27 protein-coding genes and 2 tRNA genes are annotated in these 26,616 nt (G+C 71.2%); 13 read left to right on the top strand and 16 right to left on the bottom strand.

Going from position 1 to position 26,616, the window contains the following annotated elements:
- Window positions 1-11 precede the first annotated feature (11 nt).
- Window positions 12-95: transfer RNA gene (locus tag ACZ7FF_RS10240), tRNA-Leu, on the bottom strand.
- Between the two features lie 439 nt (window positions 96-534).
- On the opposite strand from ACZ7FF_RS10240, the gene ACZ7FF_RS10245 reads away from it, so the two are divergent.
- From ACZ7FF_RS10245 to pknB, 6 genes are all read left to right on the top strand, one after another.
- Window positions 535-1,386 carry an FhaA domain-containing protein gene (locus ACZ7FF_RS10245; RefSeq protein ID WP_470811051.1) on the top strand — a complete coding sequence of 284 codons (852 nt, stop codon included), beginning with the start codon at window positions 535-537 and terminating at the stop codon, window positions 1,384-1,386.
- A gap of 10 nt (window positions 1,387-1,396) precedes the next feature.
- Window positions 1,397-1,918, top strand: a complete 522-nt coding sequence (locus ACZ7FF_RS10250) for an FHA domain-containing protein FhaB/FipA (protein WP_470811052.1) — start codon at window positions 1,397-1,399, stop codon at window positions 1,916-1,918.
- 140 nt (window positions 1,919-2,058) lie between these two features.
- Entirely contained in the window at window positions 2,059-3,603 is a 1,545-nt protein-coding gene (locus ACZ7FF_RS10255; RefSeq protein WP_470811454.1) for a Stp1/IreP family PP2C-type Ser/Thr phosphatase, read from the top strand.
- A 27-nt stretch (window positions 3,604-3,630) separates the two neighbouring features.
- Window positions 3,631-5,079, top strand: coding sequence for an FtsW/RodA/SpoVE family cell cycle protein (locus ACZ7FF_RS10260; protein ID WP_470811054.1), 1,449 nt, complete (start codon window positions 3,631-3,633; stop codon window positions 5,077-5,079).
- Window positions 5,076-6,554 carry a peptidoglycan D,D-transpeptidase FtsI family protein gene (locus ACZ7FF_RS10265; protein WP_470811056.1) on the top strand — a complete coding sequence of 493 codons (1,479 nt, stop codon included), beginning with the start codon at window positions 5,076-5,078 and terminating at the stop codon, window positions 6,552-6,554. The genes ACZ7FF_RS10260 and ACZ7FF_RS10265 overlap by 4 nt, the downstream gene beginning before the upstream one ends.
- A 172-nt stretch (window positions 6,555-6,726) precedes the next feature.
- The gene (gene pknB, locus ACZ7FF_RS10270; protein WP_470811058.1) at window positions 6,727-8,715 is read left to right on the top strand and encodes a Stk1 family PASTA domain-containing Ser/Thr kinase; all 1,989 of its coding nucleotides are present in this window, start codon (window positions 6,727-6,729) and stop codon (window positions 8,713-8,715) included.
- A 76-nt stretch (window positions 8,716-8,791) separates the two neighbouring features.
- Here the strand turns inward: pknB and ACZ7FF_RS10275 are convergent, their stop codons facing one another.
- Genes ACZ7FF_RS10275 through ACZ7FF_RS10300 form a run of 6 tightly spaced genes read right to left on the bottom strand, consistent with a single transcriptional unit; the run spans window position 8,792 to window position 12,964 of the window.
- Entirely contained in the window at window positions 8,792-9,544 is a 753-nt protein-coding gene (locus ACZ7FF_RS10275) for a class E sortase (protein WP_470811060.1), read from the bottom strand.
- Window positions 9,545-9,557: 13 nt separating this feature from the next.
- Window positions 9,558-10,619 (bottom strand): class E sortase, encoded by a 1,062-nt coding sequence (locus ACZ7FF_RS10280; protein WP_470811062.1) that lies wholly within the window; start codon window positions 10,617-10,619, stop codon window positions 9,558-9,560.
- Window positions 10,616-11,254, bottom strand: coding sequence for an aminodeoxychorismate/anthranilate synthase component II (locus ACZ7FF_RS10285; RefSeq protein WP_470811064.1), 639 nt, complete (start codon window positions 11,252-11,254; stop codon window positions 10,616-10,618). The genes ACZ7FF_RS10280 and ACZ7FF_RS10285 overlap by 4 nt, the downstream gene beginning before the upstream one ends.
- Entirely contained in the window at window positions 11,251-11,412 is a 162-nt protein-coding gene (locus ACZ7FF_RS10290; RefSeq protein ID WP_470811066.1) for a hypothetical protein, read from the bottom strand. Before ACZ7FF_RS10290 ends, ACZ7FF_RS10285 begins: the two co-directional genes overlap by 4 nt.
- 52 nt (window positions 11,413-11,464) lie before the next feature.
- Complete coding sequence (locus ACZ7FF_RS10295) at window positions 11,465-12,154, bottom strand: class E sortase (RefSeq protein ID WP_470811068.1); 690 nt, start codon at window positions 12,152-12,154, stop codon at window positions 11,465-11,467.
- Window positions 12,155-12,175: 21 nt separating this feature from the next.
- Window positions 12,176-12,964 (bottom strand): DUF881 domain-containing protein, encoded by a 789-nt coding sequence (locus tag ACZ7FF_RS10300; RefSeq protein ID WP_470811070.1) that lies wholly within the window; start codon window positions 12,962-12,964, stop codon window positions 12,176-12,178.
- 151 nt (window positions 12,965-13,115) lie between these two features.
- On the opposite strand from ACZ7FF_RS10300, the gene crgA reads away from it, so the two are divergent.
- A complete protein-coding gene (crgA, locus tag ACZ7FF_RS10305; protein WP_470811072.1) occupies window positions 13,116-13,370 on the top strand; it encodes a cell division protein CrgA in 255 nt (84 codons plus the stop codon).
- A 260-nt stretch (window positions 13,371-13,630) separates the two neighbouring features.
- Here crgA and ACZ7FF_RS10310 read toward each other — a convergent pair whose 3' ends face one another.
- Window positions 13,631-14,533, bottom strand: a complete 903-nt coding sequence (locus ACZ7FF_RS10310) for a rhomboid family intramembrane serine protease (protein ID WP_470811074.1) — start codon at window positions 14,531-14,533, stop codon at window positions 13,631-13,633.
- A 139-nt stretch (window positions 14,534-14,672) separates the two neighbouring features.
- A complete protein-coding gene (locus ACZ7FF_RS10315; RefSeq protein ID WP_470811076.1) occupies window positions 14,673-15,203 on the bottom strand; it encodes a peptidylprolyl isomerase in 531 nt (176 codons plus the stop codon).
- A 269-nt stretch (window positions 15,204-15,472) separates the two neighbouring features.
- On the opposite strand from ACZ7FF_RS10315, the gene ACZ7FF_RS10320 reads away from it, so the two are divergent.
- Window positions 15,473-16,162, top strand: a complete 690-nt coding sequence (locus ACZ7FF_RS10320; RefSeq protein ID WP_470811078.1) for a DUF5324 family protein — start codon at window positions 15,473-15,475, stop codon at window positions 16,160-16,162.
- Window positions 16,163-16,281: 119 nt separating this feature from the next.
- Here ACZ7FF_RS10320 and ACZ7FF_RS10325 read toward each other — a convergent pair whose 3' ends face one another.
- Both ACZ7FF_RS10325 and ACZ7FF_RS10330 read right to left on the bottom strand, forming a co-directional pair.
- The gene (locus ACZ7FF_RS10325) at window positions 16,282-16,671 is read right to left on the bottom strand and encodes an iron chaperone (RefSeq protein ID WP_470811455.1); all 390 of its coding nucleotides are present in this window, start codon (window positions 16,669-16,671) and stop codon (window positions 16,282-16,284) included.
- An 81-nt stretch (window positions 16,672-16,752) separates the two neighbouring features.
- Entirely contained in the window at window positions 16,753-17,208 is a 456-nt protein-coding gene (locus ACZ7FF_RS10330; RefSeq protein ID WP_470811080.1) for a carboxymuconolactone decarboxylase family protein, read from the bottom strand.
- 182 nt (window positions 17,209-17,390) lie between these two features.
- Here ACZ7FF_RS10330 and ACZ7FF_RS10335 point away from each other — a divergent pair, with 182 nt between their 5' ends.
- Entirely contained in the window at window positions 17,391-19,859 is a 2,469-nt protein-coding gene (locus tag ACZ7FF_RS10335) for an ATP-binding protein (protein WP_470811082.1), read from the top strand.
- Window positions 19,860-19,935: 76 nt separating this feature from the next.
- On the opposite strand, the gene ACZ7FF_RS10340 is transcribed toward ACZ7FF_RS10335, so the two are convergent.
- Window positions 19,936-20,008 (bottom strand) — tRNA-Ala (locus tag ACZ7FF_RS10340).
- A 183-nt stretch (window positions 20,009-20,191) separates the two neighbouring features.
- Between ACZ7FF_RS10340 and ACZ7FF_RS10345 the strand changes: the two genes are divergently transcribed.
- Both ACZ7FF_RS10345 and ACZ7FF_RS10350 read left to right on the top strand, forming a co-directional pair.
- The gene (locus ACZ7FF_RS10345; RefSeq protein WP_470811084.1) at window positions 20,192-20,740 is read left to right on the top strand and encodes a helix-turn-helix domain-containing protein; all 549 of its coding nucleotides are present in this window, start codon (window positions 20,192-20,194) and stop codon (window positions 20,738-20,740) included.
- A 157-nt stretch (window positions 20,741-20,897) separates the two neighbouring features.
- Window positions 20,898-22,415 carry a serine/threonine-protein kinase gene (locus ACZ7FF_RS10350; RefSeq protein ID WP_470811086.1) on the top strand — a complete coding sequence of 506 codons (1,518 nt, stop codon included), beginning with the start codon at window positions 20,898-20,900 and terminating at the stop codon, window positions 22,413-22,415.
- Here the strand turns inward: ACZ7FF_RS10350 and ACZ7FF_RS10355 are convergent.
- Window positions 22,379-23,665 (bottom strand): hypothetical protein, encoded by a 1,287-nt coding sequence (locus tag ACZ7FF_RS10355; RefSeq protein ID WP_470811088.1) that lies wholly within the window; start codon window positions 23,663-23,665, stop codon window positions 22,379-22,381. The two genes, ACZ7FF_RS10350 and ACZ7FF_RS10355, sit on opposite strands and share 37 nt — an antisense overlap.
- Before the next feature lie 337 nt (window positions 23,666-24,002).
- On the bottom strand, window positions 24,003-24,131 hold the full coding sequence (locus tag ACZ7FF_RS10360; protein WP_003999697.1) for a DLW-39 family protein: 129 nt from the start codon (window positions 24,129-24,131) through the stop codon (window positions 24,003-24,005).
- 349 nt (window positions 24,132-24,480) lie between these two features.
- Here ACZ7FF_RS10360 and ACZ7FF_RS10365 point away from each other — a divergent pair, with 349 nt between their 5' ends.
- Window positions 24,481-24,828, top strand: coding sequence for a DUF6344 domain-containing protein (locus tag ACZ7FF_RS10365; protein ID WP_470811090.1), 348 nt, complete (start codon window positions 24,481-24,483; stop codon window positions 24,826-24,828).
- Window positions 24,829-24,987: 159 nt separating this feature from the next.
- Window positions 24,988-25,767 (top strand): glycosyltransferase family 2 protein, encoded by a 780-nt coding sequence (locus tag ACZ7FF_RS10370; protein WP_470811092.1) that lies wholly within the window; start codon window positions 24,988-24,990, stop codon window positions 25,765-25,767.
- Here the strand turns inward: ACZ7FF_RS10370 and ACZ7FF_RS10375 are convergent.
- A complete protein-coding gene (locus tag ACZ7FF_RS10375; RefSeq protein WP_470811094.1) occupies window positions 25,757-25,945 on the bottom strand; it encodes a ferredoxin in 189 nt (62 codons plus the stop codon). The genes ACZ7FF_RS10370 and ACZ7FF_RS10375 overlap by 11 nt on opposite strands.
- 102 nt (window positions 25,946-26,047) lie before the next feature.
- The gene (locus tag ACZ7FF_RS10380; RefSeq protein WP_470811096.1) at window positions 26,048-26,521 is read right to left on the bottom strand and encodes a hypothetical protein; all 474 of its coding nucleotides are present in this window, start codon (window positions 26,519-26,521) and stop codon (window positions 26,048-26,050) included.
- Window positions 26,522-26,616 lie beyond the last annotated feature (95 nt).

Genomic DNA, 26,616 nt, shown 5'->3' on the forward strand with positions numbered 1-26,616 from the left:
TCTCTCCGGTGTGCGCGAGGGGGGAGTTGAACCCCCACGCCCTTTCGGGCACTGGAACCTGAATCCAGCGCGTCTGCCTATTCCGCCACCCGCGCATTGGGTGTGTCTTCCGTTTCCGTCCCTTTCGGGCTGGCCCCTTCCGACATCCAGAACATTAGCACGCCGTACGGGGTGGGTTCACATCCCTTCCCGGGCCCCGGCCGCACCCCGTGACCGCCCCCACAGCGCCCGCGCATCCGCCCGCGTATCAAGGAGTCCCTGTTCACGTATCAACCTCGTACCGGTCCGCGTCATCTCTCCAAGAGGCGGGCAGGGTCCACAGCCGGGTGCGGGACACTGGTCCTCGCCCCCCTCTACGATCCATGGCGGGAAGAGTTCCCCGACGAAGGCCTCGAAGGAGTTCGAAGGGGACCGCCTGGGGGAACCGGCTGATTGCCGGGCGCGTAGATACGATCAGTACGCAGTACCAGCACGACCGGGCAAGACAGCGCACAGAGCAGGGCAACGAAACGGCAGGGACGGAGGAGGTGCCCCATGGGAGTCCTGAAGAAGTTCGAGCAGCGTCTCGAAGGCCTGGTGAACGGCACCTTCGCCAAGGTCTTCAAGTCCGAGGTCCAGCCCGTGGAGATCGCCGGCGCGCTCCAGCGCGAGTGCGACAACAACGCGACCATCTGGAACCGTGACCGGACCGTCGTACCCAACGACTTCATCGTGGAGCTGAGCGCGCCGGACCACGAGCGCCTCAGCCCCTACTCCGGGCAGCTGGGCGACGAGCTGGCCGGCATGGTGCGCGACTACGCCAAGCAGCAGCGCTACACCTTCATGGGCCCGATCAAGGTCAACCTGGAGAAGGCCGAGGACCTGGACACCGGCCTGTACCGGGTGCGCTCGCGCACCCTGGCCTCCTCCAGCAGCCAGCAGGCGCCCGCGGCACCGTCCGCCGGACGCGCGGCACAGGGCGCCCCGGCCGCCTACGCCCAGCCGGCCACGCCCGCCGGAGCGCCCCCGATGCCGTCCGCGCCGCCGCCCGGCGCCCGGCCCGGCGGCTACGGCTACCCCCAGCCCGCCACGCAGCGGCCCGCGGCCGCACCGATGAGCGGCGGGCGCACCCGCTACTGGATCGAGATCAACGGCAACCGCCACCAGATCTCCCGCCCGACGCTGGTGCTGGGTCGCAGCACCGAGGCCGACGTGCGGATCGACGACCCCGGCGTCTCCCGCCGGCACTGCGAGATCCGGACCGGAACGCCCTCGACGATCCAGGATCTCGGCTCCACCAACGGCATCGTGGTGGACGGGCAGCACACCACCCGCGCTACGCTCCGCGACGGCTCGCGGATCGTCGTGGGCAGCACCACCGTTATCTATAGGCAAGCCGAAGGGTGAAGCGGGGGCAATGTCAGAGCTGACCCTCACGGTCATGCGGCTGGGTTTCCTGGCCGTACTGTGGCTGTTCGTGATCGTGGCCGTGCAGGTCATCCGGAGCGACCTGTTCGGTACGCGCGTCACCCAGCGCGGATCGCGTAGGGAGGCCGGACGGCCGCAGACGCCACCGGCCCGGCAGCAGGCCGCGCCCCCGCCCCAGCGCGCACAGCAGGGGGGCGGCGGCCGGCGCGGCCGCAACGCCCCCAGCAAGCTGGTCGTGACCGAAGGCACACTGACCGGCACCACCGTCGCGCTCCAGGGCCAGACGATCACCCTGGGCCGGGCGCACGACTCCACGATCGTGCTGGACGACGACTACGCCTCCAGCCGCCATGCCAGGATCTATCCGGACCGCGACGGCCAGTGGATCGTCGAGGACCTGGGCTCCACGAACGGCACCTACCTGGACCGGTCCCGGCTGACGACCCCCACACCGATCCCGCTGGGCGCGCCGATCCGCATCGGCAAGACCGTCATCGAGCTGCGGAAGTAGTGCTACATCATGAGTGAGCGCGAGCGGAGCGAGCACGCAGCGGCAGGCCGCCACCCGGTCTCCGGCGCGCTCCCGACCGGAGGGTGGGCAGTGTGGCTCGACACGACCGGCTGTACCCGGAGCCGACGGGCGAGGTGCGCATGAGTCTGTCACTGCGCTTTGCCGCCGGATCGCACAAGGGCATGATCCGCGAGGGCAACGAGGACTCCGGTTACGCCGGTCCCCGCCTGCTCGCGATCGCCGACGGCATGGGCGGCCAGGCGGCCGGCGAGGTCGCCTCCTCCGAGGTGATCTCCACCCTGGTCACGCTCGACGACGACGTGCCCGGCTCCGACATCCTCACCTCCCTCGGCGCGGCCGTGCAGCGGGCCAACGACCAGCTGCGCTCCATGGTCGAGGAGGACCCCCAGCTCGAGGGCATGGGCACGACGCTCACCGCCCTGCTGTGGACCGGGCAGCGGCTCGGTCTCGTCCACGTCGGCGACTCCCGTGCCTACCTGCTGCGCGACGGGGTACTCACCCAGATCACCCAGGACCACACCTGGGTGCAGCGGCTGGTCGACGAGGGCCGGATCACCGAGGAAGAGGCCACCACCCACCCGCAGCGCTCCCTGCTGATGCGCGCCCTCGGCAGCGGCGACCACGTCGAGCCCGACCTGTCCATCCGCGAGGTCCGCGCCGGCGACCGCTACCTGATCTGCTCCGACGGCCTGTCCGGCGTGGTCTCCCACCAGACGATGGAGGAGACCCTCGCCAGCTACCAGGGCCCGCAGGAGACCGTGCAGGAGCTGATCCAGCTCGCGCTGCGCGGCGGCGGCCCGGACAACATCACCGTCATCATCGCCGACGTCCTCGACCTGGACACCGGGGACACCCTCGCGGGACAGTTCTCCGACCAGCCGGTCGTGGTCGGCGCGGTCGCCGAGAACCAGCACCACCTGCACGACAACGGCATCATGCAGACCCCGGCCGGCCGCGCCTCGCACCTCGGCCGGCAGGGCCGCGGGCACGGCGGCGGCGAGTTCGGCCCGCCCGGCTCCGGCGACACCACCGGCTACGTCCCGGCCGACAGCTTCGGCGAGTACGGCGACGACGACTTCACCAAGCCCCGCAAGCGCAGGTGGCTGAAGAGATCCCTCTACGGCGTCCTGGCCCTCGCCGTCATCGGCGGCGGACTGTACGGCGGCTACCGGTGGACGCAGACCCAGTACTACGTCGGCGCCAACGAGGAGCACGTCGCCCTGTACCGCGGCATCAGCCAGGACCTGGCATGGGTGTCGTTGTCGAAGGTGGAGACCGACCACCCCGAGATCGAACTCAAGTACCTGCCGCCCTACCAGCAGAAGCAGGTGAAGGCGACGATCGCCGAGGGCGGTCTGCAGGACGCCCGGTCCAAGGTCCAGGAGCTGGCCGTGCAGGCCTCGGCCTGCAAGAAGGAGTCCGAGCGCCAGGCCGCCGACAGCGCGCACAACTCCAAGGGCGGCAAGGCGGCGGGCGGCACCACCGGCACCCGCACCGCCTTCACCAAGACCTCCCCGACGCCCAACCCGTCTGCCTCCAAGACGTCCCCGACCTCCCCGGGGTCTTCCAAGTCCCCGTCCACGACCCCGTCCGCGAACCCCAGCCCCGGCCCCACCCTCTCGGAGGATGAGCAGAAGGTCGTCTCGCTGTGCGGTAAGCAGTAGGCAAGCCGTGAGAGGCCCTGTCACACGATGAGCAGTACGACTAACTCGCCGACGCATCACACGTCCACCATCGGCGCGATCGGCGCGCCGAGCCGCCGCAACACCGAGCTGGCCCTGCTGGTCTTCGCCGTGGTCATCCCGGTGTTCGCCTACGCCAACGTGGGCCTGGCCATCGACAACCAGGTGCCCGCCGGGCTGCTGAGCTACGGCCTGGGCCTCGGCCTGCTGGCCGGCGTCGCCCACCTGGTCGTGCGGAAGTTCGCCCCGTACGCCGACCCCCTGCTGCTGCCGCTGGCCACCCTGCTCAACGGGCTCGGCCTGGTGTGCATCTGGCGGCTGGACCAGTCCAAGCTGCTGCAGTCGATCGGCGTGGCCGGCGGCAAGGCCACCAACCAGCTGCTGTACACGGCGATGGGCATTGCGCTGTTCGTCGCGGTGCTGATCTTCCTCAAGGACCACAGAGCCCTGCAGCGCTACACCTACATCTCCATGGTGGCCGCGCTGGTCCTGCTGCTGCTTCCGCTGGTCCCGGGCCTGGGCGCCAACGTCTTCGGCGCCAAGATCTGGATCCACGTCGGCAGCTTCACCATCCAGCCGGGCGAGTTCGCCAAGATCGTGCTGGCCGTCTTCTTCGCCGGCTACCTGATGGTCAAGCGGGACGCGCTCGCGCTCGCCAGCCGCCGGGTCATGGGCCTCTACCTGCCCCGCGGCCGCGACCTGGGCCCGATCCTCGTCGTCTGGGCGATGTCGATCCTGATCCTGGTCTTCGAGACCGACCTCGGTACGTCGCTGCTGTTCTTCGGCATGTTCGTGATCATGCTGTACGTCGCCACCGAGCGGACCAGCTGGATCGTCTTCGGTCTGCTGATGTCCGCGGCCGGCGCCGTCGGCGTGGCGAGCTTCGAGCCGCACATCCAGACCCGTGTGCAGGCCTGGCTCGACCCGATGCGCGAGTTCAAGCTCAGCCGCATGGTGACCCACGACGGCATCGCCCACTCCGACCAGCTCCAGCAGGCCCTGTGGGCGTTCGGCTCCGGCGGCACCCTGGGCACCGGCTGGGGCCAGGGTCACTCCGAACTGATCCGCTTCGCCGCGAACTCCGACTTCATCCTCGCCACCTTCGGCGAGGAGCTGGGCCTGGCCGGCATCATGGCGATCCTGATGGTCTACGGCCTGATCGCGGAGCGCGGTGTGCGCACCGCGCTCGCCGCCCGCGACCCGTTCGGCAAGCTGCTCGCCGTGGGCCTGTCCGGCGCCTTCGCGCTCCAGGTGTTCGTCGTGGCCGGCGGTGTGATGGGCCTCATCCCGCTGACCGGTATGACCATGCCGTTCCTCGCGTACGGTGGTTCGTCCGTCATCGCCAACTGGGCGCTCATCGGCATCCTGATCCGTATCAGCGACACCGCCCGCCGCCCGGCTCCCGCGCCCGCCGCCAACCCCGACGCCGAGATGACCCAGGTGGTCCGCCCGTCATGAACAAGCCCCTGCGCCGGATCGCGATCTTCTGTGGCCTCCTCGTCCTGGCCCTGCTCATCCGCGACAACTACCTGCAGTACATGAAGGCCGACGCGCTGCGCACGGACCCGAACAACCGCCGGGTCGCCATCGAGCGGTACGCCTCCCCGCGCGGCGACATCATCGTCGACGGCAACCCGATAACCGGGTCGGTCGAGGCCAAGAGCGGCGACTTCAAGTACAAGCGCACCTACAAGAACGGGGCCATGTGGGCCCCCGTCACCGGCTACTCCTCGCAGGCCTTCGGCAGCACCCAGCTGGAGAAGCTCGACGACGGCATCCTCACCGGCAACGACGACCGGCTCTTCTTCCGCAACACCCTGGACATGCTCACGGGCAAGCCGAAGCAGGGCGGCAACGTCGTCACCACGCTGAACGCGGCCGCGCAGAAGGCGGCGTTCAGCGGTCTGCAGCGGCAGGGCGGCAAGGGCGCGGTCGTCGCCCTGGAGCCGTCCACCGGCAAGATCCTCGCCCTGGCCTCGTACCCGTCGTACGACCCGTCGTCCTTCGCGGGCAACTCCACGGACAAGGACTCCAAGGCCTGGACCAACCTGCAGAAGAAGAACGACCCGGCCGACCCGATGCTGAACCGGGCGCTGCGCGAGACCTACCCGCCGGGCTCCACCTTCAAGGTGGTCACCGCGGCGGCCGCACTGGAGAACGGCAAGTACACCTCGGCCGACACGCCGACCGACTCGCCGCTGCCCTACGTCATGCCCGGCACCAGGACCGAGCTGAAGAACGAGGGCAACATCCCCTGCAAGAACGCGACCATGCGGGTCGCGCTCCAGTACTCCTGCAACACCGTCTTCGGCAAGATCGGCGCCGACCTCGGCAACGACAAGATGCTGGCCGAGGCCAAGAAGTTCGGCTTCGACTCGGAGCAGTTCACCCCGGTCCGCTCCAACGCCTCGGTCTTCTCCGACAACATGAACCAGTCGCAGACCGCGCTGTCCTCCATCGGCCAGTACAACACCGCGGCCACCCCGCTGCAGATGGCCATGGTCGCCTCCGCGGTCGCCGACGACGGCAAGCTGATGAAGCCGTACATGGTCGACTCGCTGCAGTCCTCCAACCTCGACCCGGTCGTGAAGACCAAGCCCGAGGAGATGAGCCGGCCGCTGTCGCCGCAGAACGCGCAGGTACTGCAGTCGATGATGGAGACCGTCGTCAAGCAGGGCACGGGCACGCACGCCCAGATCAGCGGCGCGACCGTCGGCGGCAAGACCGGTACCGCCCAGCACGGTGTGGCGAACAGCGCGAACCCGTACGCGTGGTTCATCTCATACGCGAAGCTCCCCGACGGCAGCTCGCCGGTCGCGGTGGCCGTGGTCATCGAGGACGAGAGCGCCAACCGCGACGACATCTCCGGCGGCGGCCTGGCCGCTCCGATCGCGAAGAGCGTCATGGAGGCGGTCATCCAGTCCAAGAAGTGAGACCCCCATCACATCGCCTTCACATCGATGCACGTTGCGATACCGGTCCTGTATCGGGTTCCGGGCTTGGCCAGGTCATACAAAGCGAGCCGGGTACCGTAGGCCCGGACGGCAGCCTCGGTCGCGCATCGACGTGACGGCCGGGACCGACGGAGAGGGCTGGTAGGTAGCTATGGAAGAGCCGCGTCGCCTCGGCGGCCGGTACGAGCTGGGCCAGGTGCTCGGTCGTGGTGGCATGGCGGAGGTCTACCTCGCGCATGACACCCGCCTCGGCCGCACCGTGGCGGTGAAGACGCTGCGCGCGGACCTCGCGCGCGACCCGTCCTTCCAGGCCCGGTTCCGCCGGGAGGCCCAGTCGGCCGCCTCGCTCAACCATCCCGCGATCGTCGCGGTCTACGACACGGGCGAGGACTACATCGACGGGGTCTCCATCCCGTACATCGTGATGGAGTACGTCGACGGTTCCACCCTGCGTGAGCTGCTGCACAGCGGCCGCAAGCTCCTGCCGGAGCGCGCGATGGAGATGACCGTCGGCATCCTCCAGGGCCTGGAGTACGCCCACCGCAACGGCATCGTCCACCGCGACATCAAGCCGGCCAACGTCATGCTGACCCGCAACGGCCAGGTCAAGGTGATGGACTTCGGCATCGCCCGCGCCATGGGCGACTCCGGGATGACCATGACCCAGACCGCGGCGGTCATCGGCACGGCCCAGTACCTCTCTCCCGAGCAGGCCAAGGGCGAGCAGGTCGACGCCCGCTCGGACCTCTACTCCACGGGCTGCCTCCTCTACGAGCTGCTGACCGTCCGCCCGCCCTTCGTCGGTGACTCCCCGGTGGCCGTGGCCTACCAGCACGTCCGCGAGGAGCCCCAGCCGCCGTCCGTCTTCGACCCCGAGATCACCCCCGAGATGGACGCGATCGTCCTGAAGGCGCTGGTCAAGGACCCGAACTACCGCTACCAGTCGGCCGACGAGATGCGTGCCGACATCGAGGCGTGCCTGGACGGCCAGCCGGTCGCGGCCACCGCGGCCATGGGTTCCGTCGGCTACGGCGGCTACCCGGACGACCAGGCGACCACCGCCCTGCGCCAGGACGCGGGCGCCGGGGCGACCACGATGCTCCCGCCCATGAGCCCGGACGACGGCGGCTACGGCTACGACGACCGCCCCGACCGCAGGCGCCAGCAGCCGAAGAAGTCCAACACCTCCACGATCCTGCTGGTGGTCGCGGGCATCCTCGTGCTGGTGGGCGCGATCCTGATCGGCAAGTGGGCGTTCACCGGCCACAACGCGGGCGACAAGGTGCCGGTGCCGAACTTCGTCGGCCAGACGCTGGCGGGTGCCCGGAGCGAGGCCGACAACGTCGACCTGAAGGTGGCGGTCACCGCCCACAAGCCCTGTGAGGCCCAGCCCAAGGGCAGCGTCTGCGAGCAGGACCCGACCCCGGGGAAGAACGTCGCCAAGGGCGCCACGATCAACCTGACGGTCTCCACGGGTGCCCCCAAGGTGACCGTGCCGGACGTCCGCGGCATCCAGTTCGACCAGGCGGAGAGCCAGCTCACGGACAAGGGCTTCAAGGTCGAGCGCAAGGACGTGGTGTCCACCCAGACCGCGGGTGTCGTCACCGACCAGACCCCGGAGGGCGGCACGAGCCGGCAGAAGGGGACCACGATCACCCTCACCGTCGCCAAGGCCGCGGAGAAGGTCACCGTCCCCAACGACGTCATCGGCAAGTCCTGCGACGACGCCAAGGCCGAACTGACCCAGCTGGGCCTGACGCCGACCTGCAACGACACGCCGACCAACAACCCGGACGACGACGGCAAGGTCCTCTCGACCAACCCGCCGGCGGGCCAGCAGGTCGCGAAGAACACGCCCGTCGCGGTCAACGTCGGCAAGGTCCAGAACAGCCAGGTCCAGGTGCCGGCCATCCAGGGCCACAAGCTCAAGGACGTCAAGCAGATGCTGGCGCAGGCGAACCTGCAGGTCGGCAACATCCAGGGCTCGCAGGACGACAACGCGGTCGTCATCTCGTCCAACCCGCCCCCCGGCAGCACCGTCAACGCGGGCCAGACGATCGACCTGGTCACGTTCGGCGGCGGCAACGACAACGGGAACAACGGCGGACCCAGCAGCTTCCTCGGCGGACCCAACGGCTGACGCCCCGCGCACACATGAGCGGGCCCCTGCCGGAATCTCCCGGCAGGGGCCCGCTCATGTCCTCGGCCTCGTGCCCTCAGCCCAGTTCCGCCGGAGGGGTTCGGTTGCTGTCGACCTTCTCCACCCGGACCAGTTCGCCCCAGACGATGTAGCGGTAGAGGGAGGTGTAGACGGGGGTGCAGGTCGTCAGGGTGATGTAGTGGCCGGGCTTCTTCACGCCCGACTCCTTGGGGACCGAGGTGAGCACCTTGACGTTGAACTTCGAGGTCTCGGGGAGGATCGAGAAGACCTTGTAGACGTACCAGGCGTCCCGGGTCTCGAAGACGATCGGGTCACCCTTCTTGATCTTGTCGATGTTGTGGAACTTCGCGCCGTGGCCGTCGCGGTGGGCGGCGAGGGCGAAGTTGCCGTCCTTGCCGGTCATGGGAAGCGTGGCCTTGACCGGGTCGGTGTAGTAGCCGGCCACACCGTTGTTGAGGACGTCCGTGCCCGTGCCCTTCTCGACCAGCACGGTGCCGTTCTTCATCGACGGCACGTGCAGGAAGCCGATGCCGTCCTTCGTGTCCAGCGCGCCGGGACCGGAGTCCGTGGCCTGCGCCCAGTGCCGGCGGACCTTGTCGGCCTCGTCGTCCGCCTTGCGGTCCGCTATCACGTTCGTCCACCACAGGGAGTAGACGACGAAGAGGCCCAGCAACACACCCGCGGTGATGAGGAGTTCGCCGAACACGCTCACCGCCGTCGCGATCCTGCCCGGACGCCGGCGGGTCCCGGCCGGCTCCGGCTCGGACGCGCCGGTGTGTTCTTCGGTCTCGTCGGCGGTCGCTGCCACGTTTTCTCTGCCCTTACTCGATGAGCGCGTCCGGCTTGCCCTTGCTGCGCGGGCGTTCCTCCACCATCTTGCCCCAGACGATCAGCCGGTACTTGCTGGTGAACTCCGGTGTGCAGGTGGTCAGGGTGATGTACCGGCCGGGCCGGGTGAAACCCGAGCCCCTGGGGATGGGGTCCAGCACGCTGGTGTTGGACGGCGAGGTGACCGGCAGCATCGAGGTCACCTTGTACACGAAGTACGTGTCCTGCGTCTCGACCACGACGGCGTCGCCGGCCGTGAGCCTGTTGATGTACCGGAACGGCTCACCATGGGTGTTGCGGTGCGCCGCGAGACCGAAGTTGCCGGTCCTGGCGTCGGGCATCGCCGTCTTCAGCGCACCCTCGCCGTAGTGCCCGACCATGCCCTTGTCGAGCACCTTGGCGTTGCTGACGCCCTCCGCGATCGGCGCCACCACGTCGAGCTTGGGGATGTGCAGGATGGCGAAGCCCTGACCCGGCGCGAAGACACCCGGGTTGCGCTTGCCGTTCGCCCAGTCGTCCTGGAGCTGATGGGTCTCGCTGCCCGCCTGCGCGTGCGCGCGGACGTTGGTCCACCACAGCTGGTAGGTGACGAACAGCAGCATGAGCACACCGGTGGTGATGAACACCTCGCCGATGGCGCGGCTCGCCAGCACCGCCGGGCTCGGTCTCGCCAGCCGCGCCTGGCGCCGGGCCTCCACCCGGGACAGCGGCCGCTGCGGGTCGCGCCGCACCGGTGAGCCGGTCGTCTCCCGCCCCCCGCCATGACGCCCGCCGCGGCGCTTGGCCGCCTTTCTGCGGGCCGCCCGGCCGCCGGACGCGGGTCCGGTGGCTGCGGAGGCTGACGGGGCCCCAGAGGCCCGTGTGGCGCCGCTCTCCGGGCCCGCCGCCGGGTCGGGAATCCGCAGCGCCATCGTCTCGTCGTCGACGGGCGGCAGCGGCGCGGTCATGTCGGCCGCCCGCGAAGGCCCGCCACCGTCGTAGGGCGCACCGGCGTGGGACTCGTACGGGCTCTCGCCGCCGTACAAGTCCTCGCGCTCGGGGCGCAGGGCGGTCACGCCGTGGACCTGCCCACCACCGGGGCGAGCCCCGCCGACCTCGCCACGGCACCCTGGTCGCCGCACTCCACCAGCCAGTTGGCGAGCATCCGGTGCCCGTGCTCCGTCAGCACCGACTCCGGGTGGAACTGCACGCCCTCGACCGGGAGTTCGCGGTGCCGCAGGCCCATGATGATGCCGTCGTGCGTGCGGGCGGTCACCTCCAGCTCGGCCGGGACCGTCGCCGGCTCGGCGGCCAGGGAGTGGTAGCGGGTCGCCGTGAAGGGGGAGGGCAGACCGGCGAAGACGCCCCGGCCCTCGTGCTCGACGGGCGAGGTCTTGCCGTGCAGCAGCTCGGGCGCCCGGTCCACCACACCGCCGTACGCCACCTGCATGGACTGCATGCCCAGGCAGACGCCGAAGACCGGCACCCCGGTGGCCGCGCAGTGGCGGACCATGTCCACGCAGACGCCCGCCTCCTCCGGCGTCCCCGGCCCGGGCGAGAGCAGCACGCCGTCGAATCCGTCCTGGGCGTGCGCGGTCGACACCTCGTCGTTGCGCAGCACCTCGCACTCGGCACCCAGCTGGTACAGGTACTGGACGAGGTTGAAGACGAAGCTGTCGTAGTTGTCGACGACGAGAATCCGCGCACTCACTGGTTGTCCACCGTCACATCGTTGAAGGGCAGCAGCGGTTCGGCCCACGGGAAGACGTACTGGAAGAGGATGTAGATCACGGCCAGGACCAGGACGAGGGAGACCAGCGCCTTCATCCATACGTTTCCCGGCAGATGCCGCCAGATCCAGCCGTACATGCCGTCCCTTCCGTATCCCTACGGCACCAGACCCACGCCGTACGTCACCAGACTAACGGCGCAGAGCCCCCGGTTCGCCTGCCTCCACAGGCTGTGTGGAATCCAGATGCGCCCAGACGATCAGCCGGTGACTGTGCCCCCATTCCGGATCGCACGTGGTCAGCGTCAGATACCGGCCCGGGCGCGCGTACCCGGACTTACGTGGCACAGCGTCGATCACCTCAACGTCGGTCGGAACTGTTTTGTAAGGCCCTTTGTCGATCCGATACGTGAACCATGTCGTTCCGTCCGTGAGCACGACCGCGTCACCCGGCCGCAGCTTCGGGAAGTCCTTGAACGGGTCGCCGTACGTCCGCCGGTGCCCGGCCACCGCGAAATTGCCCTCCTGGCCGAGCTGCGCGGTGCCCGCGTAGTGGGCGAGGCCCTTCGCCAGCACGTCCCGGCCGGTGCCCTCCAGCACGGGCTTGTTCCACGTGAAACCGAGCCGCGGGATGTACATGATCGCGAAGGGGCCGCCGTAGTGGTACGGCGACGGCTTCGCGACGGTGGCCGAGGCACCGCGCGGGCCCGCCGCGGTCGGCACGCTTCCCGTGGACCACTGCCGGTGCAGCTGGTCGATCTGGTCGCTCATCGCGCCGTCGGCCCGTACACCCGTCCAGAACAGCAGGTAGCCGACGAAGAGCACGATCAGGCTGCCCACGGTGATGCACAGTTCGCTGACGGTCCTGACGATCAGGCGCACCGGCGGCTCCTGGACGGACGGCTACTGCACGGGCTTCGCGTAGTGCAGATCCACTGTGCCCGAGTAGCCGGGAAGAGTCACCGTCCCGTCGTCGGTGACTTTCCAGCCCAGGCCGTAGACGTTCACGTAGACCATGTAGGTCTGGATCGCCTTGCTCGCCGCGAGCGCCTGCTGGAGCCGGTCCGGGTCCCCGATCGCCGTGATCTTGTACGGCGGTGAGTAGACGCGGCCCTGGAGGATCAGGGTGTTGCCCACGCAGCGCACCGCGCTGGTGGAGATCAGCCGCTGGTCCATGACCTTGATCCCCTTGGCGCCGCCCTGCCACAGGGCGTTCACCACGGCCTGCAGGTCCTGCTGGTGGATGACCAGGTAGTCGGGCTGCGGCTCGGGGTAGCCGGGGAGCTTGGCGGTGGCGTTGGGCGGGGCGTCGTTCAGGGTGACCGTGACGGCCCTGCCGGTGAGGCGCTGGGTGCCCGCGCTGCTCTCCAGCCCGGTCAGCCGCCGGTCCTGGGCCTTGGTGCTGCCGTCGTCGCTCTCCGCCAGGGACTCGACGCCGTCGCGCAAGGAGGCGTTGGACTCGTCCAGGTCCTTGTTCTTGCGGCTGCGCTGCTGGATCAGGTCGGACAGCTTCAGCAGGGAGCCGTCCTGGCGGATGTCGGTGCCCTTCGCCGTGTCGAAGCTGGTGAAGAAGATGAGCCCCGCGAGGGCGAAGACGGCGGCGGTGAGGATCCGCACCGGCCGGAAGCGCAGCCTACGGCCGGGGCCGGAGCCCGTTGCTCCCGTCCCGGGGGAGTCGGCAGAATTGCTCAACGTACCCTTATCTCCTTCGGCGCCACGGAAGCACTACGCTAACGGACGCCCGGGGGAGCACACAGAGACGTCATGCCGGCCCCTTGTACGCTGCCCGAGCCCGACCCAGTTACCTGCGCGGCCACGCAGCGCATCGACAGGAGAGACCCTCGTGCCGAAGTCACGTATCCGCAAGAAGGCCGACTTCACGCCGCCCCCGGCGAAGCAGGCACAGGCGATCAAGCTGAACAGCCGTTCCTGGGTGGCGCCCGTCATGCTGGCCATGTTCGTCATCGGCCTGGCCTGGATCGTCGTCTTTTATGTGACCGACGGCTCGCTGCCCATCGACGCGCTCGACAACTGGAACATCGTGGTCGGTTTCGGCTTCATCGCCGCCGGGTTCGGTGTCTCCACGCAGTGGAAGTAAGGCGTCCGGCCGTAGCTCTGCCCACGGCTCTCCGCTGAGTTATCCACAGGCTTGAGGTCTTTCCACACCTCCCTGGGGAAAACACTACGATCTGTGGATAACTCATCGAGTGTTGACGCCGGTGTGACTGCCCTACCGGACCTCACACACCCGTTCGCCCCCTGCCCGACCTGCGAAAACACATCCGAGCGGCGGGGGGCACACGTGAGGCTGCACAGTGTGCACAAGATCCGCCACCCGCTGTGGAAAACGGAGCGGAATCAGGTGAGCTGAGTGGTCCTGACCAGGACGAGAACGGCCACCGCCACCAGCACGACCGCACAGGTGCCGTACTGGACGAGGGCCCGCCTGCGGCGCGGGGCGTGCACCATGGCGTACCCCGTGACGACACCCGCGACCAGGCCGCCGATGTGGGCCTCCCAGGCGATGTTGAAGCCCGGCGCGAAGGTGATGATCAGGTTCACCACCAGCAGCGCGATGAGCGGGCGCAGGTCGTAGTTGAGCCGGCGCATGAGCACCCCGGTCGCGCCGAAGAGGCCGAAGATCGCTCCGGAGGCGCCGAGCGAGGGCAGGTTCGGCTCGGCGATCAAGTAGGTCAGCGCGCTGCCCGCAAGCCCCGAGACGAAGTACAGGGTGAGATAGCGGGCCCGGCCGAGCGCCGCTTCCAGGGGGCCGCCGATCCACCACAGGCTGAGCATGTTGAACAGGATGTGGGTGTAGTTGGCGGGGGCGTGCAGGAACATCGCCGTGAAGAGGCGGTAGTACTGGCCCGCCGCCACACCCTGCACCCCGTGCAGCAGTGGGGTGTAGGCCTGTCCGATCAGCTCGAAGCGGTCGGTGAAGCGGTCGCCGACGGAGAGCTGGAGCAGGAAGACGGCGAGGTTGACGCCGATGAGCACCTTGGTGAGCAGCCGGGGGTCGGCCGTCATGGTGCCGCCGGCGACCGTGCGCGGCCGGGTCGCCCGGGGAGCGGGTCCGGAGCCGGAGCCGGAGGCGCCCCGGACGCAGTCGGGGCACTGGAAGCCGACGGAGGCGCTGACCATGCACTCGGGGCAGATGGGGCGTTCGCAGCGGGTGCAGCGCACGCCGGTCTCGCGGTCCGGGTGCCGGTAGCACACGGGCAGGCTCCGGGCGTCCTGCGCGCTGCTTGCGGCCTGCTCCATCAGATCCCCTTGGTCGTCGTGGCACTCCCCCGGCAAATACCCCGCCCCGCTCATCCTTACGGACCAGCGGGGCGTTTGGTTCCCGACGGGACGTTCCGGCGGAGCCGGTCTCCCGCGGACGGCCCATCGGGCGGCGGTCTCAGCCCTGGCGGGTCTCGACGACGACCGACTCGATGACGACGTCCTTGGCCGGGCGGTCGTTGCGGCCGGTGGCCACGCCCGCGATGGCGTCGACGACCTTCTGGCTGGCCGGGTCGGTGACCTCGCCGAAGATGGTGTGCTTGCGGGTCAGCCAGGTCGTGGGGGAGACGGTGATGAAGAACTGCGAGCCGTTGGTGCCCGGGCCGGCGTTGGCCATGGCCAGCAGGTAGGGCTTGCTGAAGGACAGGTCCGGGTGGAACTCGTCCTCGAACTTGTAGCCCGGGCCGCCGATGCCGGTGCCCAGCGGGTCGCCGCCCTGGATCATGAAGCCGCTGATGACGCGGTGGAAGACCGTGCCGTCGTAGAGCCGGTTGGTGCTCTTCTCACCCGTGCCGGGGTGCGTCCACTCGCGCTCGCCCTGAGCCAGCTCGACGAAGTTCTTGACCGTGACAGGCGCGTGGTTCGGGAACAGCTGAACCTCGATGTCGCCGTGGTTGGTCTTCAGGGTGGCGTAAAGCTGCTCAGCCACGATGTGCCTTCCGTTGTCTTCCTGTGATTCTCCGATCCTCGCACGGACGGCCCCCCGCGGAGCCCGTCGGCATGAGTTCCGCCTGGAGGGCAGCGCGGGGCGGCGATTCGTGGCAGTGTCGTCGACAAGCTCCTGTTGCCCGGAATCGAGCGGGAAGAGCGATCGGCACCCATATGCCCGCCCTCGCATGCCGAGCAGGCCGTCGGCAGGCATGATCCGTAAAAGGGTGGAAAGTCGAATTACCGTACGCCACCGAGGAGGAGGAACCCGTGACCCGCATCGACAGCGTGCGCGCCGCGACCGGCTCGGCGAAGGACAGCGTGCTGCACGCCGCGGAAGTGGTGGCGCCCTACGCCGACACGGCCAAGGAGCGTGCCGCGTACTACGCGCAAGAGGCACGCGTACGGCTGGCGCCCGTCGTGTCGCAGGCCGCTGAGCAGGCCCGTGTGCAGTACGACGCCCGGCTCGCCCCGCGCCTGGAACAGGCCCGCACCCATGTGCCGCCGATGGTGGACGAGGCCGCCGTCCGCACGCGCAAGGCTGCCCGGCAGGCGGCCGAGTATTCGCGTCCGAGGATCGAGCAGGCGGTGGCCGCGGCCGCCCCGGTGGCGGACGAGGCCACCGCGCGGGGCGCCGCCGCCCTGGCCGCGCTGCGCGGCAATGTCTCGGCGAAGGACATTCAGAAGCTGGCCCGGAGGAATCAGCGCAGGTGCCGCGCCGGCCGGGCCGCGAAGTTGCTCGCGTTCGCGACCTTGCTGGCGGGCGGTGCCTTCGCGGCCTGGAAGTGGTGGGACAAGCAGGCCAACCCCGACTGGCTGGTCGAGCCGCCGGCCGCGACGGAGGTTCCCGAGACGGGCCGGCTGGGTTCGGTGGACGGCAGTGGCACCTCGGTGCTGGACCCGGAGGTCCAGGCGAAGCAGGCCGAGGAGGACTCCGTCGACCGGGACGAGGAGGAGTGAGGCGGTCCTGTTCCGCACAGGCGCCGAACGGGCCGTGGACCGGGTGGGTGGGTATCCCCCGGCCCGCGGCCCGTTTCACGTGAAACCTCGTCCGGAGCACCGGCGGGCCTCCCGGGAACTCAGCTCACCGCCTTCCTCACGAGCGCGGCGATCCTCGCCTCCTCGGTGGCCGTCAGCTCCTTGAGGGCGTAGGAGGCGGGCCACATGCCGCCCTCGTCGAGGTTCGCCCGGTCGCTGAAGCCGAGCGTCGCGTAGCGCGAGCCGAACTTCTGCGCGCTCTGGAAGAAGCAGACGATCTTTCCGTCCTCGGCGTAGGCCGGCATGCCGTACCAGAGCTTGGGGGCGAGGTCCGGCGCGCTCGCCCTGATCACGGCGTGCAGCCGTTCGGCCATGGCCCGGTCCAGGTCCCGCATCCCGGCGATCTTCTCCAGCACGGCGGCCTCGTCCTGCGCCGCCTTGCCGGCGCGCTCCTCGGCCGTGAACCCCCCGTCCTGCGGGCCGGCGGCCAGGCCGGTCCCGGCGGTCCCGTGCGCGTCCTTCACCGTGGGTCTCCTCCCGGTTTCTGCGGATGTCGTCGGTTGCGGCGCCGGTCAGCCCCAGGCGCCGGCGATCTGCCGGGTCGTGGCGTTGAGACGGTTGAACAGGTTGGTGACGCCGATCATCAGGACGATCGCGGCCAGCTCCTTCTCGTCGAAGTAGGTGGCGGCGGTGTCCCAGACCTCGTCGGTCACGGGGTCGGGACGGTCGGCCAGCCGTGTCGCGGCCTCGGCCAGTGCGAGGGCCGCCCGCTCCTCGTCGGTGAAGTACGGGGTCTCCCTCCAGGCGGCGACGGTGGCCAGCCGCTCGTCGTTCACGCCCGCCTTGCGGGCCGTCTTGGCCCCGGCGTCGACGCAGGCGCTGCAGCCGTTGATCTGGCTGACCCGCAGATGCACCAGCTCCAGCGTCTGCTCGTCCACCCCGGCGGAGTGCACGGCCTTGAAGAGCTGCTGGACGGGCTGCATCGCGTCGGACAGGACGACGGCGGGGTTCTGCATACGTGACTGCATGTCGGTCGGCTCCTCTTGTGGGTCGGTGCCCCGTTTCCCCCGGGGCGTGACTCCATGACAGCCCGGCACGCCCGTGGCGGCCACGGCGATGGGACACCGTGGGACACCTGAACATGCCTTGACCAGTGGTGAGTTGGGTCGGAAGACTTCTGCCGGAGCGGGACGGGGAAGGCGGGGGAACGGTGGACGGACAGACAGGAACGGCGAAGAACGCGCCGCAGGACGAGCTGGCCGCCCGGCTGCGGCTGCTGCAGGAGCTGTCCGGGCTCGGTGTACGGGCCCTGGCGCGGGACGCCGGCCTCAGCTCCTCGTCGCTCTCGCGCTACCTCAACGGGCAGACCGTGCCGCCCTGGCCCGCGGTGATCGCCCTCTGCCGCCTCGTCAAGCGCGACCCGCGCCCCCTGCGGCCCCTGTGGGAACGGGCCTCGGACCCGTTGCCCGCGCCCCCGAAGAGCAGCCGTCAGGGACGGCCGCTGCCCCGCAACGACCTGCCGCGGGACGTGCCCGACTTCACCGGGCGCGAGGAGCGGCTCGCCGCCGTGTTCGCCGCGCTCGACAGCCACCGGGCGGTCTCGGTCGACGGCATGGCGGGCGTCGGCAAGACCTGTCTGGCGGTGCACGCGGCGCACCGGCTCGCCCCCGGCTTCCCGGACGGCCGGCTCTATGTGGACCTGCACGGGTTCACGGAGGGCCGGCCACCGCTCGACCCGGACTCCGCGCTGCGGATGCTGCTCGCCGCGCTCGACGTCCCCTCCGAACGGGTCCCGCAGGAGGGCCTGGAGCAGCTGGCCGCCTGCTGGCGGTCGGAGCTGGCCCACCGGCGGGTGGTCGTGGTCCTCGACAACGCCGCCGACGCCGAGCAGGTGCGCCCGCTGCTGCCCGGCGCCGGCCCCTCCGTCGCCCTGGTCACCAGTCGCACCCGGCTGCTCGGCCTGGACGAGGTGCCCCCGGTCTCGCTCGACGTGCTGAGCGAGGAGGAGAGCGCCGAGCTGCTGGCCCGTGCCAGCGGCGACCCGGGCGGCCCCGGCGGCAGGCTGGCCCGCGATCCGGGGTCGGCCGCCGAGGTGCTGCGGCTGTGCGGTCGTCTGCCGCTGGCCCTGCGGCTGGCCGGGGCGCGGCTGCGGCACCGGCCGGGCTGGACGGTGGGCATCCTGGCCGAGCGGATGGCACAGGGCACGAACGAGTTCGACGCCGCGTTCGGAGCGGCGTTCGCGATGTCGGTCCGGCAGCTGAACCGGTCCCAGGCCCGCCTGTTCCGGATGCTCGGCCTGCTGCCCGGGGCGACCTTCGACGAGTACGTGGTGGCGGCGCTGGCCGAGGTGCCGCTGGACAGCGCCCGGGCGATGCTGGAGGACCTCCTCGACGCCCACCTCGTGCAGCAGCCGACGGCGGACCGCTACCGGCTGCACGACCTGGTGCACCAGCACGCCCGGCGGGCGGGGGCCGAGCAGGACCCGGCGGCGGAGCGGGAGCGGGCCCTGGGCCGCGTGCTCGACTACTACGTGCACGCCGCGGCCGCCGCCGACGCCGCGATGCCGTTCCTGTCGCCCGGCCGTCCCGCCTCCGCGGGCCCCGCCCCGGCCGCGCTGCCGCCCTTCCCGGACAAGAACGCGGCCTTCGCCTGGTTCGTCGCGGAGTACGCGAACCTGATGGCGGCCTTCGAGACGGCGGCCGCCCTGGGCGCCGATGCGCACGTGTGCGAGCTGCCGCGGTTCCTGCGGGCCTACTTCGCGCGGCGGTGCGGTACGACCCACCTCAACTTCCTCTTCGAGCGGTCGCTGGCCGCCGCCGAGCGCCTGGGCGATCCCGTGCAGCTGGCCGAGGCGCACAGCGACCTGGGCTTCGCGCGCTACAACGCGGGCCGGACGGCGGAGGCCGCCGCCGCGTACGAGGCGGCCGGGGCCCGGCTGTCCCGGGCAAAGGACACGCGGGCGGAGGCCGAGCTGGCCCTGCGCCGCGGCTATCTGAGCTGGGACGCGGGGCACTCCGAGGAACCCCTCGCACTCTTCCGGCTGGCCGGGAAGCTGTACGAGCGGGCCGGCTGCCCCGCGGGCACGGCCCACGCGACCGCGTCGGAGGCCTGGACGATGCTCCAGCTGGGACACCGGCAGGAGGCGGCGCGGCGGGCCCGGGAGGTGCTGGACCTTCCGCACACCGACCCGGCGTGGCCGCCCGGTCTGACGGCCCGGATCACGCTCGGCCTGGCCCTCGCCCGGGAGGAGTCCGACGAGGCGGCCGGGCAGCTGCGCCGGGCCCTGGAGCTGGCCCGCGACGACGGGCACCTGAACAACCAGGCGTGGTGCCTGAACTGCCTGGGCGTCGCGCTGCGGCAGATGGGCCGTTACGAGGAGGCGCTGGAGAGCCATCGGGAGGCGTTCGCGCTTCTCGACGAGCTGTTCGAGGAGCACTGGAAGATCCATTTCCTCAACGGCTATGCCGGGACCTGCCTGCTCGCGGGCCTGCCGGAAGATGCCCTGCGGCTGCACCGGGAGGCGCTGGAGCTGGCCCCGAGGCTGGGCAACCGGCACCAGGAGGCGCTGGCCCACGAGGGAATCGCGACCGTGCTGGACGGGACGGACCCGGCCGGGGCCGCCCGGCACCGCGCGGCGGCCCGCGCCGTCCTGCCCGAACCCGGGCCCGTGGCCCCCTGACCGGTGGCGCGGGAGGGCCGTAGCGCGAAAAAGACCCCTCCCACCGCGTTTCCGCAGGTCGGAGGGGTCTGTTCTGTGGAGCCTAGGGGAGTCGAACCCCTGACATCCGCCATGCAAAGACGGCGCTCTACCAACTGAGCTAAGGCCCCAAAGGGGAACGTCCGGCCGGAGGAACCACGTCCCGGCGGGCGCCGCAGACCAGAGTACCGGGTCACCCCCCGTATCCCGCAAAAAGATTGGGGGTCCCCGCGGATGACCACTCTCCGTAAGATGCTCGACGTGGTTCGCTACAGCGAACCGCGGTATTTCAGGGGAAGCGATGGGGAGACGCAATGGACGCCGCACAGCAGGAAGCCACCGCGAGAGCGCGGGAGCTGCAGCGGAACTGGTACGGGGAGCCGTTGGGGGCGCTCTTCCGTAAGCTCATCGACGATCTCGGGCTCAACCAGGCCCGTCTCGCGGCGGTCCTGGGGCTGTCCGCTCCGATGCTCTCGCAGCTGATGAGCGGCCAGCGGGCGAAGATCGGCAATCCCGCGGTGGTCCAGCGGGTGCAGCTGCTGCAGGAGCTGGCGGCCCTGGTCGCGGACGGCAGCGTCAGCGCCGCCGAGGCGACCGAGCGCATGGACGAGATCAAGAAGTCGCAGGGGGGCTCCGTGCTCAGCAACACCACGCACACGACGAACAGTTCGGGCGCGCCCACGGTCAAGCGGGTGGTCCGCGAGATCCAGTCCCTGCTGCGCTCGGTGGCCGCGGCGGGCGACATCATCGAGGCCGCGGACAGCCTCGCCCCGTCCCACCCCGAACTGGCCGAGTTCCTCCGGGTCTACGGCGCCGGCCGCACCTCCGACGCGGTGGCGCACTACCAGTCCCACCAGAGCTGACCCGCCCGCACGACCCGGCCCAGGGGGGTGGGTGGGGTCGTGCCGCCCCTCGCGGGGAAGCACCAGGGGACAAGGTGGGTACGGAGGGACCGGCGGGGCACGGGGGGTCGTGAAGTGGTCGCGCCGCCCGGGGCCCAGGGGAGGAGCTGCGGCAGCCATGGGTGAGGTGTTCGCCGGCCGGTACGAGCTGGCCGACCCGATCGGACGCGGTGGCGTGGGCGCCGTATGGCGCGCGTGGGACCACCGGCGGCGGCGCTACGTGGCCGCCAAGGTGCTCCAGCAGAGCGACGCCCACTCCCTGCTGCGCTTCGTACGGGAGCAGGCCCTGCGGATCGACCACCCTCATGTCCTCGCCCCGGCCAGCTGGGCCGCCGACGACGACAAGGTGCTGTTCACCATGGACCTGGTGGGCGGCGGCTCCCTCGTCCACCTCGTCGGCGACTACGGCCCCCTGCCACCGGTGTTCGTGTGCACCCTGCTCGACCAGCTCCTGTCCGGTCTCGCCGCCGTGCACGCCGAAGGCGTCGTCCACCGGGACATCAAGCCCGCCAACGTGCTGCTGGAGGCGACCGGTACGGGCCGGCCGCGGCTCAGGCTCTCCGACTTCGGCATCGCCATGCGCTTCGGCGAACCGCGCCTGACGGAGACCAACCTCGTGGTGGGGACGCCCGGTTACCTCGCCCCCGAGCAACTGCTCGGCTCCGAACCGGACTTCCCCGCGGACCTGTTCGCCGTGGGCCTGGTCGCCCTGTATCTCCTGGAGGGCGCCAAACCCGACGCCAAGGCGCTCGTGCAGTACTTCGTGGAGCACGGGACGCCGGGCGCGCCCAAGGGCGTACCGGAACCGCTCTGGCAGGTGGTGGCCGGTCTGCTCCAGCCCGACCCGGCGGCCCGGTTCCGCACCGCCACGGGGGCGCGGAAGGCGCTCGCCTCGGCCGTGGAACTGCTGCCGGAACCCGGCCTCGACGACGAGCCGATCGAGATCTTCGACCAACTCGGCCCGCTGCCGCCGGGGTTCGCTCTCGAAGGTCCCCTGCGGGGCCCGCTGAGGACCGCCCTGAGGGCGGACCCGCGAGCGGCGGGCACGCCGGGCCCGGGGACGGAGGCACGAGAGGACACCGGTTCGGCTTCACCGGAGCCGGAGCAGGACCGGGACCGGGACCGGGACCAGCACCCCGGTACGGGTGGACGGGACACGACCGGTTCCGCGCCGAGCCCGGCCGCGGACCCGAGGAGGAGCCGTTCGGGCGCACAGGGCGGCGCACCCACCGGCGATCCGCGCCGGGACGGCGACTCCCTCTCGGACACCGGAAGCTTCCGCCTCCCGCCTCCCCAGGCGGCCGAAGCCACTCCGCCGGCGTTCACCCGCACCCCGCGGCCGGCGGCGCCTCCCCCCTACGCCCCGCAGCCCGTCGCCTGGCACACCCCACCGCCCGCACCCTGGGCCGCGTCTCCGCTCCCCGGGGCGGGACAGCCCGGGGACAGCACCACCGCCGCGTACACCACCCGGGCCCCGCAGGCCCCTCCCGCCGTCCCCAGGGCTCCGCGCGCGCACGGCCGCCGGGCCCGCCGCCCGGAGCGCCGGCCCGGCCCTCCGGCCAAGGCCGCGATCCCGATCCTGCTGCTGGCGCTGGCCTGCTACGCGCTGGGTTTCTGGGCGCTGACCCGGGTCTGAGCACGCCGGGCCGCCAGCGTCCATCCGCCCAGCACCAGCAGCAGCGCGGTTCCGAGGCCGATCCCGCCGGCCGCGAGCAGCTTCATCGCGAGGCCGCCCCCGTCCCCGGGGTCCCCGGTCAGCGCCGCCGCCCGGTCCTGGGCCGTGACCGTGAAGACCCCGTCCGGCACGGAACGCCCCGCGTACCCCGGAGCGGCGTGCGCCCGTCCGTCCACCCGGACCCGCAGCGTCACGCCGAAGGGTCCCGGCCCGAAGGTGGCGGCCATCTGCTCGCTGAGGTGCAGGACCAGGTAGTAGTCGCCGGCGAACCGCATGGCGGTCACCCCGGAGGGCACGGCGTAGCGGTTGGTGTACTCCACCGGCGGCAGCGGGGCCAGTGCGACGGGCCTGCGGACGCCGGTGTAGCCGAGCGAGGCGTCGTCGACATGGCCGCGGACGGGGTTGTACAGGGCGAGGTTCAGGGCGCCGCCGACGTACCCGTGCCCCGGGGAGGCGTCCGGCTCGGCGGAGGCCTGCACCCGGCGGCCCCAGTCGAGCGGCACCTTGTAGAACAGGGTCTGGCCGGGCGCGAGTTCGGTCCGCCAGACCCCCTGGCCCAGCGGGCGGGCCGTGGCGAAGCCGGGGCCGCCGGACCGGCCCCGGGGCTCGCCGGCGAGCGGCTCGGGAGTGGCGGAGTCCCAGGCCCCGGGGGTGCTGCCGGCGGTCTGTGCCAGGCGGGGCTCGGTGACCGGCGCGATCTCCAGGTCCCAGCGCGGTGACCCCGTCGCGGCGGGGTCACCGGAGTCGAGGCGTTCGACGAGCACGGTGTACGTCCCCGCGCCCTGGCACAGGGCCTTGCCCGCGTCGCGCTCCCCGAGGGCGGTGACCGGGCGCGGACTGAGCCCGGCGCCGAAGCGGGCGGAGTCGTAGGTGCAGGCCGTGCCGTGGGCGTCCCGCACCGACACCCGGATGCCGTCGGTGGCCGAGACGGTGGCGTTCGCGGGCGGTACGGCGGTGACGGGGACGTACGCCGTGGCCGTGGCGTCGGTGAGGTCGAGGCGGTAGTAGAGCCTGCCGTTCCTCGGCAGGGAGCTGCGGTACGTCCGGCCGGGATCGAGCCGCGGGGCGTCCGCGGCGCCGGCCGTGCCCTCGACCGTACGGGAGCCAGGGGTGAAGTCGTACGTCTCCGGCCCGGCACCGGCGGCGGCCGCGGTGCCGGCCGGGAGCGCGCCCGCGGCGCCGAGTGCCAGTACGAGGGCGACGGCACCCACGGCACCCCGCCCCCGCGCGGCGGCCGGGCCGCGGACGGCCCCGGGACCGGACCACGCTGTACGACCACGCCCAGCCGTACGCCCACGCCGCCGCACGTGCCACCCCCTGTCGCTCCGCGGTCCCCGCCCTGTGCGGCGGCCGCACCGGACCGTGGCCCATACTGCCCCGGGCGCCGCTCGGCCATCCGGGCAATGCGTGCGGCCGTCCGAAACACCCGGCATCGCGTCCGCCGGTCCGGCAACGCCTACAACGGCCGGCGGGACCCCGCAACCGGAAGCAACACAAAACCCCGACCGCAAGGGCGGCCGGGGTCTGTTCAGATTCTGGTTTCGGTACTCACGAACCCGTGGGCACGGAGTCGGTGGCCTCCGTCCACAGGTCCTGCTCGGCGCGATCCGCCTGAATCTGGCGGTACACGAGGAGCCCGCCGATGGCGGCCAGTGCGACCAGGAGCAGCTTCTTCACCGCGCGACCTCGTCTTTCCTTGACGTAGGGGACCTCTGGCGCCCGACTATACACACCGACCGATATCGATCGGTGACCTGATCGAGGCCCCAACTCCCGCCCCCGGACACGCGATGAGCCAGGTGGGAAGCCCTTCCGATCGGAGGGTGATCACACCTCCACAGAGGGTCACTTTGCTCCCCCTTCGCTCGCCCTCACCAGGTTTTGGGGGTTTTCCGACCCTCTTACCGCCATCCGGGTGGTGTTCATCTGAACATCGCCGCGCCACGGGCGTCGGTCCACCACTTCGGGACGCACATACACATCATGAGGAAAGTACGCAAATCGCCCGACCCGAAAGTGAGGGGCCATGACCCAGAACAAGGTCATGAAGCTGTGGACCGCCATCGTCACCGCATTCCTTGCACTGTGCACCGCGCTCGGACTCGCCACCGCCGCCAACGCCGCCACCGAGACGGCCGCCCCGCGGACCGAGAGCCCCCGTACCGACACCGCGCAGCGCACGGTCCCGACGATCCCAGCACCCCGCCACTGGACCTGGTCCCATGCCAGGGCCCTGCCCCCCACGATGAAGCAGCGGATCCGGGCCGAGGCCCACGGGAAGTCCCCCAGCTGCCGGCACCGGCCCCTCACCGAGACGTACGAGACAGAGCCCGAGAGCACGGACGACATGACCTCCGCAGCGCTCGACTGCTGACTCTTCCCGCTCAGTACCGCAACGTCTCGACACCAGGCGACTTGCGTACGCACCAGAGTCGAAACGGAAAGACCCCCGGCCGGGATCGGCCGGGGGTCTCGCGCTTTCCGGGCCTGAGAGCATGACGGCAGCCCCTCCGGAAAGGTGGTGAGTGCTGCCGTGAACCGGCGCGTCACCGTTGTCACCGCTGTCCACGCCCCGTCGGCCCGGTTCCTGCCGGACGCGTGGGCGTCCCTGCGCGAGCAGGAGCTGCCCGGCGGCTGGGAGTGGGAATGGGTCGTCCAGGAGGACGGCGCCACGGACGAGGTCCGCCCCCGTGTCCCCGAGGACGAACGGGTGATCTTCCGCCAGGGCAGACGGGGCGGTCCCGGGACCGCCCGGACGATGGCGCTGGCGCACGCCCGGGGCGCGTACGTGAAGGTCCTGGACGCCGACGACCGGCTCACGCCCGGCACACTGGCCCGCGACCTGGCCGTACTGGAAGCCGACCGCGCCCTCGGCTGGACCACCTCCCGCGCCCTGGACCTGCTGCCCGACGGCTCCACGGTCGGCTTTCCCGGTGACCCGGACGAGGGCCCGGTCGAACGCGGCGCCGTGCTCGACTCCTGGAAGCGCAACGACTTCCGGCTCCCGGTCCATCCGGCGACCCTCTGCGTCCGCCGGGACCTGCTGGACGCCCTCGGCGGCTGGATGGCCCTGCCCGCCTCCGAGGACACGGGCCTGCTGCTGGCACTGAACGCGGTGAGCCGCGGCTGGTTCACCGCGGAGACCGGCCTGCTGTACCGCAAGTGGGAGGGCCAGGTCACGGGCCAGGCGTCGCACGTCGACCCCGCCGAACGCGAGGCCCGCCTGTCGGTCGCGGAGGCCAGGGCGCGCGCGCTCGCGGACCTGGGATGGACCTATCCGGCCGCGGCCCCCGCCCCGCGGGCTACTCCGTGACCACGATCGCCTGCGAAGGGCACTTCTCGGCCGCCTCCCGGACCCCCGGGGCGTCGGCGGACTCCTCCCGGCCGGGCCGTACGACGCCGTAGCCGTCCTCGAACGCGAACACGGCCGGCACCCGGTACGCGCACTCGGCAGAGCCGTAGCACAGGGCGCGGTCGACGGTGACCTTCATACGTCCTCCAGCCGCAGGCGATGACTTCGACCTTCCAGGACGTCACTGCCCGGCGGACCGGGCGCCGAACCGGCGGTACCCGGCCGGGCCCCGCCGGCCGCGCTACCGGCCCCCGCCCGCGACGGAGAGCCAGTGGGCCACCCGGCGGGCCGTGGGCTCGTCGAGCCGGTCGGCCAGCACCCGGAGCGCCTCGCCGTCCTCGGGGCCGAGGTCGTAGAGGCCCGCCTTGTCCAGTCCGGCCACGAGCACCTGGTGGCGGCGGCCCGTCATCCGTTCCGCGAGCTTCCCCGGCTCACCGGTGTCCCGCGCGGGCCGCTCCGGCGCGGGGGGCGCGGCCGCCCTGGCGACCGGGGTGTCGAAGAGGTGCCAGGCGCCGTCCCGGGGTCCCCACAGGGCGACCGCCGGCTCCTCCCCGCGGGCCCGTACGGTCCGGGTCATGTCCCCGACGGCGTACAGCACCGGGCCCCGGTGCGGGGACTCGGCTCCCACCGTCCAGGAGTCCGACGCGGGCTGGTGGAACATCGCGACCCAGCGCGGAGCGCCGGGCGGCCGCGGGCACCGGGAAGGCTTCTGCATGGCACTCACCCCTTCGGAACTGCCGACACCGCGACCGTAACTGACGGGCCGTCAGATGAACAGGCCGCATTCCGCCGCGCGCGCATGCGCGGCCT

The sequence above is a fragment of the Streptomyces sp. NPDC037126 genome (assembly GCF_055605965.1).